Origin of the sequence: Kitasatospora sp. GAS204B, assembly GCF_029892155.1 — a bacterium.
In the GTDB taxonomy this organism is placed as follows: domain Bacteria; phylum Actinomycetota; class Actinomycetes; order Streptomycetales; family Streptomycetaceae; genus Kitasatospora.
The window spans coordinates 121371-127851 of the sequence record NZ_JARZAG010000003.1; the positions used below are offsets into that span (position 1 = coordinate 121371).

General features: G+C 73.8%; 5 protein-coding genes. 2 read left to right on the forward strand and 3 right to left on the reverse strand.

The window, feature by feature from the left end; translation table 11 throughout:
* Nucleotides 1-112 precede the first annotated feature (112 nt).
* Entirely contained in the window at nt 113-970 is an 858-nt protein-coding gene (locus P3T41_RS05545; protein ID WP_280688251.1) for an SGNH/GDSL hydrolase family protein, read from the reverse strand.
* Between the two features lie 167 nt (nt 971-1137).
* On the opposite strand from P3T41_RS05545, the gene P3T41_RS05550 reads away from it, so the two are divergent.
* Nucleotides 1138-3999 (forward strand): BTAD domain-containing putative transcriptional regulator, encoded by a 2862-nt coding sequence (locus tag P3T41_RS05550; RefSeq protein ID WP_280688253.1) that lies wholly within the window; start codon nt 1138-1140, stop codon nt 3997-3999.
* A gap of 44 nt (nt 4000-4043) precedes the next feature.
* Here the strand turns inward: P3T41_RS05550 and P3T41_RS05555 are convergent, their stop codons facing one another.
* The gene (locus P3T41_RS05555) at nt 4044-4607 is read right to left on the reverse strand and encodes a sigma-70 family RNA polymerase sigma factor (RefSeq protein WP_280688255.1); all 564 of its coding nucleotides are present in this window, start codon (nt 4605-4607) and stop codon (nt 4044-4046) included.
* Between the two features lie 506 nt (nt 4608-5113).
* Here P3T41_RS05555 and P3T41_RS05560 point away from each other — a divergent pair.
* Nucleotides 5114-5671 (forward strand): hypothetical protein, encoded by a 558-nt coding sequence (locus P3T41_RS05560; protein WP_280688257.1) that lies wholly within the window; start codon nt 5114-5116, stop codon nt 5669-5671.
* A 106-nt stretch (nt 5672-5777) separates the two neighbouring features.
* Here P3T41_RS05560 and P3T41_RS05565 read toward each other — a convergent pair whose 3' ends face one another.
* Nucleotides 5778-6401 (reverse strand): type VII secretion system-associated protein, encoded by a 624-nt coding sequence (locus tag P3T41_RS05565; protein ID WP_280688258.1) that lies wholly within the window; start codon nt 6399-6401, stop codon nt 5778-5780.
* Nucleotides 6402-6481 lie beyond the last annotated feature (80 nt).

Below are 6481 nucleotides of genomic sequence, written 5' to 3' on the forward strand. Positions count from 1 at the left end.
CCCACGCCATCGGACTCCGGCGATCGCCGCACGTCATCGCGAGTCCGCGCCGCCTTCGGTTCGCCGAAGACTACGGGACGTCCGGCCGGCGGCGCATCCACCGGCGTGACCGTCAGGAGCCGGTGCCCTCCTGCGGAGCGGTCGCGATGGTGTGGAGGAACTCGGCGGCGATCGCCGCGTAGCCCACGGGGTTCGGGTGCAGGTTCTGCTCGGTGCACATATAGGTGAGGCCGCAGATCTCGGCCACGTTCAGCGGTACGGGGGCGCCGCTGAAGTCGTCGGTGTGCCAGACCTGCTCGACGTCCGCGACCAGGTAGCCCGCCTGCTGGTAGGCGCCGGCCTCGACGGTGTTGAACGCGTCCGTCAGCGGCACCGACGCCTTGGCCTCGGCCTGGCCCGCCGGGCCGGACAGCCAGGCGGCCAGCACCGGGTCGTAGGTGCCCATGCCGACCGAGACGGGCGCCCGGCCGCCGGCCGCCGCGTCGAGCCCGCTCAGGATCAGCGGCAGGTTGGTGGACACGTTCCGCATGGCCTGCGGGACGCAGGAGCTGTCGACACCGGTCGGGGTCACGCAGGCGGAGATGTCGTTGGCACCGATGTTGATGGTGAGATACGCCACCTGCCCCTGATGCGTGCTCAGGAAATCCTCGGCGGCCGCGAGCTGGCTCGGGAAGCCGGCGTAGGCGCAGTGGCCGCCGTTCAGCATGGTGACGGAGGTCTCACCGGTGCAGCCCAGCTTGACCAGCTGGAGGTTCGGGTGGGTGAGCCGGAGCCCGGCGTAGACGTCGTCCACGTAGCCCTGGTCGGTGTTGCCCTGACCTGGCTGGTAGCCCTGGGAGAGCGAGTCGCCGAGCGCGAGGTAGTAGCTGGGCTGGGCGGTGTCGGCGTGGGCGGGCAGTTGTCCGGCGGCCGCCAGGCCGAGGGCGGCGACGGTGGTGCCGAGGGTGCGGAGGGCGCGGAGCAGGCGCATGCGAGGGTCTCGATTCTTACCGGTGGGGGATGGCGGTGGACCTTCGGGGGATGGCGGAAGGACTCGAGGTTCTGTCACAGAGCACGTCAGGGGCGGTGAGCGTGGTTCAGCACGCCGTTAGACTTCGGATCCGGTGCTGTGCGGACACCGAGGTGGGAAACAGAGACATGGGCATACGGCTGCTCGGCCCGGTCGAGTTGCGGACCGGCGACGGGGGACTGGCCGAGATAGCGGGAGCGAAGCGGCGCGCGGTGCTGGCCCTGCTCGCCCTCGAACTGGGCCAGGCCGTCCCGGTGGAGCGCTTCTTCGAGCTGCTCTGGGGCGAGCAGCCGCCGGCCCAGGCCAAGGCCGCACTGCAGGGGCACATCGCGGCACTGCGCAAGGTGCTCGACGGCACCTGCTTCACACTGCTCACCCGCTCCCCCGGCTACCAACTCGACGGGGACGCCCGGTCGGTGGACACCCGGCACTTCGAAGCCCTGGTCACCGAGGCCGCCACGACCGCCCACGACGCCGTGGCCGCGGCACTGCTCCAGTCCGCGCTCAATCTGTGGGGCGGCCCGGCGCTGGCCGACCTGCCCGACACCCCGCTGGCCCTGGCCCTGGTCGACCGCCTCGACGGCGCCCGCGTCGCCGCCGTGGAGTCCTGGGCCGAGCGGCTGCTGCGACTGGGCAGCGGCCCGCAGGCGATCCCGGCGCTGGAGCAGGCCGTGCGGGCCGACGGACTGCGCGAATCCACCGTCGCCCTGCTGATCCGCTGCTTGCGGCAGGCCGGCCGGAACTCGGCGGCGCTGGCCGCCTATCAGCACGCCCGGACCCGGCTGGACGAGGAGCTCGGCGTCAGCCCGGGCGCCGCGCTCCAAGCGGCGGCCGACCGTCTGCCGGCCACCGACGGCGCACCGGACGCCCCGTGCGATGTCGCGGCCGTCGCCAAGCCGCCGCGCGCCGGCGCCACGCTGCCCGGCGCCGGCCTCGCCGCCGCGCCCCGGGCCCACAGCGCCGCCGACCTGGTCGGCTGCCGGCTGCCCCGGCGGCCCGGTGGTTTCGTCGGCCGCGGCGCCGAGGCCCGGTGGCTGGACCGCGAGTGCGGCGCCGACCGCACCGGCGCGGGCCTGGCCGTCGTGGTCGGCCCGGCCGGCACCGGCAAGACCGCCACCGTGGTGACCTGGGCGCACGCCACGGCCCCGGGGTTCCCGGACGGCCTGCTCTTCACCGATCTGCGTGGCTTCGACCCGGCGGGCCCCACCGATCCCACCCAGGCGCTGGGCCGGTTCCTGCACGCGCTGGGTCTGCCGGAGAGTGCGATCCCGGAGGACCTGGCCGCCCGTGCGGCGCTGTTCCAGGAACGGACCAGGAACCGCCGGCTGCTGGTCGTGCTGGACAACGTCCGCCGCGCGGCCGATGTCACCCCCCTGCTGCCCGCCGGGCCCGGCTGCGCCACGGTGGTGACCAGCCGGAGCACGCTCGAGGACCTGGTGGTCGCCGAGGGCGCCGCCGTGCTGCGGCTGGAGGCGCTCGCCGAGGAGGAGGCCATCGGCCTGCTGGAGCGCCTGCTGACCCCGGCCCGGGTGCGGGCCGAGCGGGAGACGGCGGCCAGGCTGGTCGAGCTCTGCGACAAACTGCCGCTCGCGCTGCGGATCGCCGCCGCCCGGCTGACCTCCCGGCCCGGCTGGACCATCGCCGACCTGGTCGCCGAGCTGTCGGACGAACGGACCCGACTGCTCGCCCTGGACACCCAGGGCACCGCCAGCGTGACCAGTGCCCTCTCTCTGACGTACCGTCACCTCCCACCGGACGCCGCCCAGTTGCTCGGCCTGCTGGCCGCCCATCCGGGCACCGAGGTGGACGCGCTGGCGGCGGCCGCGCTGCTCGGCAGCGGGACCGGGCCGGCCCGGCACGCGCTCGGCGCACTGGCCGCCTACCACCTGCTCGGCGAGAACGCGCCGGGCCGCTACGGGCGGCACGACCTGATCCGGCTGTTCGGTGCGCAGTTGCTGGCCGAGCAGGGCGAGGGCGGCCGGCGCGGCGCCTCGGTCCGGCTGCTCGACTACTACCTGGCAGCGGCCCGAGCGGCCGCCGAACTGGTCCAGCCGGGCGGCGAGATCAGCCCCTGCGCGATCGAGCACCCGCCCGCCGCGCTGCCCCGGATCGTCGACGTGCGCTCCGCGCTGGCCTGGTTCACCGCCGAAGAGCCGACCATCCGCCGCCTGGTCACCATCGCCGCCGACCAGGGTGAGCACCAACGGGCCTGGCGGCTGGCCGCGTTGAGCTACGTCCTGTACCACGGGGCGGCCCGGCTCACCGACCAGCTGAGCTGCCTGCGGTCAGGGCTGCTGGCGGCCCGCCGCAGCGGCTCGCGGACGGCACTCGCGGCGCTGCAGGCGCTCACCGCGAGCGTGCTGGCCGACACGGGGCGGCTCGAGGAGGCGCGGGAGCTGGTCGGCGAGGCGGTCGCGGGGACCAGTGCGACGGACGGCCAGGTGCATGTGGTGGCGCTGGTCACCGATGCCAAGGTGCGGGCGAAGTCCGGCGAGATCGACCAAGCCGTCGTCGTGATCAATCGAGCCGTGGAGCTGCGCAATTGGCTGGGCCTCGGCATCGAGTCGGCCGGGCTGCTGAGCAATGCCTCGGCCCTGCACGGCATGGCCGGGCAGGTCGGCACCGCGCTGAAGCTCGCCCGGCAAGTCCGCCGGCTGCTGGCGGACCATCCCGAGGCGACCCATCACCTCTCGGCGATGGTGAACGAGGCGCACGCCCTGCAGAGCCTCGGGGAGTGGGAGGCGGCGGAGGCGGCGTGGCAGGAGACGCTGGCCCGCTGCCGGAGCGCCGGACTGCTCCAGCTGCACGCCATGACGGAGCGTCAGTTCGCGGAGTTCCTGCTGGAACGCGGGCGCCCGGACGACGCCGCCGGGCATCTGCGGATCGCCGTCGAGCTGTACACGACACGCGGGGAGCTCGCCCTGGCCCAGCAGTTGGTGGCCCAGGTGGCCGAGGTGGAGGCGCTCGTCGCGCAGCCGTCCGGGCGTTAGGGCTCGGTCGGCCGGTGGGCGGTTGACCGATGGCGCCGGCCGCGTCACGCCAGGACGGCCAGGCCGCGCTGCTCGAGCACCGGGCGCAGCGCCCGGATCGCGTAGAAGTTGCGGGACTTGACGGTGCCGGCCGGGATCCCCAGCACGGTGGCGGCGTCGGCCACCGAGCGGCCGTTGAGGTGCAGCTCGACCAGCACCTCGCGGTGGTGCGCCGGCAGTTCGGCCAGCGCCAGGCCGATGTCGTGCGCGGCCAGCACGTCGTCGTACGGGTCGTGGATGAGGTCGGCCTCCTCGGGGACAGTGCCGTCCCCGACCTCCTGGGCGCGGGCGGCCCGCATCCGGAAGTGGTCGATGGCGATCCGGCGAGCCACCGTGAAGAGCCACGGGCGGCTCTTCTCCGGACCGCCGGCGATCGCCTCGGGGTGCTGCCAGGCCCGCAGCAGCGTCTCCTGAAGGATGTCCTCGGCCCTGCCCCGGTCGCCGCTGGTCAGCCGGAGCAGCGCGCGCAGCAGGTGCTGGCCGTGCAGTCGGTACAACTCGGCCAGCGTCTGCTGGTCCAGCGTCCGCCGCTCGGCGGTGCCGCCCTTGACCATCTCCTGTGCCTGCATCGCCACCGCTTCCCTTGCCTCGGCTCGACCCGAACGGTCGAGGTGCCCCCCTGACCGGCGGGTCCTCTCAACAGAACTCAGCGTGCCGTAGGCCGCCAACGGACTGCCAACGTTCCTAACAATTCCCGACGAGAAGGCTGTGACCTGTGACTTTCCGGCGATGGCAAGGCGGGGCCGGCCAAGACTGCCAATTTTGGGGGCCTTCGGCGGCCGCCGGTCGACCGCTGGACCGGCGGACGGCGACCGGCGGACGGACGGCGGACGGTCGGGGGCCATTGGGGACCATCGGGGACCGGCCGACCGTCCGCCGAACGGTCGACCGTCGGACGTCACACGCCGAACGGGCGAACGGTCACCACGCGCACCAACGGCACCGCTCGCACCAACATCGCGCCAACGCCCGCGCCGAGCGGGCACTGAACCCCGGCTCCGGTGCCCCCCGTACCTCTGGCCGGGGAGCATCCACCGAACGACCAGAGACGACCAGGAACGACCGGGAGAGAGACATGGCGCGTAGCTACCGAGGTGCCTGGCGGATCACGGTGGTCAAGAAGGCCGCCGACTGGGACAACCGGGTACTGGTCAGGGTGCGGGGGCGGGAGATCGTGATCCCGGGCCGAACCGGGGCCGGGCAGCTGATCGACGCGCCGGAGTGGGAGATCGAGCTCCAGCACAACTACGGTGCCGGCTGGCGGGAGAACATCCGGACCGTGCCGCGCGCGGGCGGACGCAACAACAACGGCCTCACCAGCGAGCTGCTCTACAGCAAGGACCACGACTGGCCCGGGGACACGGTGGAGGAGAACATCGTGATCCGCCTGGACCAGGTCGGGAACCCGTACGAGCAGGAGCAGCGCGCCCCCGCCACCTCGGCGCGGACCGCCGAGCGGCCCGGTATCGCGCCCGCCGCACGGGTGTCGACGGTCTCGGGCGGCGGCGGTGTGCCCGCCACGCCCGCGGTCTCCAGGACCGTGCCCAGGACCGCCGCGACCGCGCCCGCTGTCCCCGCTACCCCCGCTACTGCCCCGGCCTCGACCGAACGCGGCTGGTCCGCCCGGGGGTGAACGCCGGCCCCACGCTGGGGCCGTGGGTGCGGCGAAGCCCGTGCCGTCCGGAGCATCGGACGGCACGGGCTTCGCCGTGACCGGGGGCAGCTCTTGGGCATCCGGATCAGGAAACCGCGGCGGCGCCCTGGGCCTCGAGCAGCGCGCGGACGTCCGCCGGGTCGATCCGCATCGAGACCGGACCGCCGAGGTTGACCATGATCCACAGCCCCTCGGGGATGTTCCCGACCAGCCCCGCCAGCTCGACCTCGCCGTAGGACTGGACCTCCGCCGCCTCCAGGTGCTCCTCCGCCGTGTACACCAGCACGGCCCGCTCCCCGTCCGGCAGTTCGACCACCTGAATGGACTTGTCCTCGCCCACGGCAAGGGCCACCGTCGCCCCGGCCAGCGCCCGCAGGACGTCCTCGGGCGAGCCGTAACCGGTGGCCGCCAGCTGGACGGCCGCGTCGACCGGGTCGGTCGGCTCCGGCCACTCGTGGGCGAGTGGCGAGGGGCGGTACTCCTCGTTCTCCTTGAACTCGGTCACCTCGCCGCCCTCGTCCCCGAGCCACTCCCCCAGCACGGCCCAGGCCGGCGGCGGCCCCTCACCCTGCCAGGTCGGGTCGACCAGGCCGATCCACTGACCGGGCGCGGCCTTCGCGGCAGCGCGGACGTAGTCGGGAATGTCCTGCGCACCGATGGCCGGTGCGACCAGTGCCTCGGCGGCACTCTCGGTGGCGATTTCGGCCACGACGGCCTCCTGATCGTTGGGGGAACGCGTTTCGAACGCACAGCGGCGTCCGTCTGGATCCACGGCCGGGGCTCGGCCGA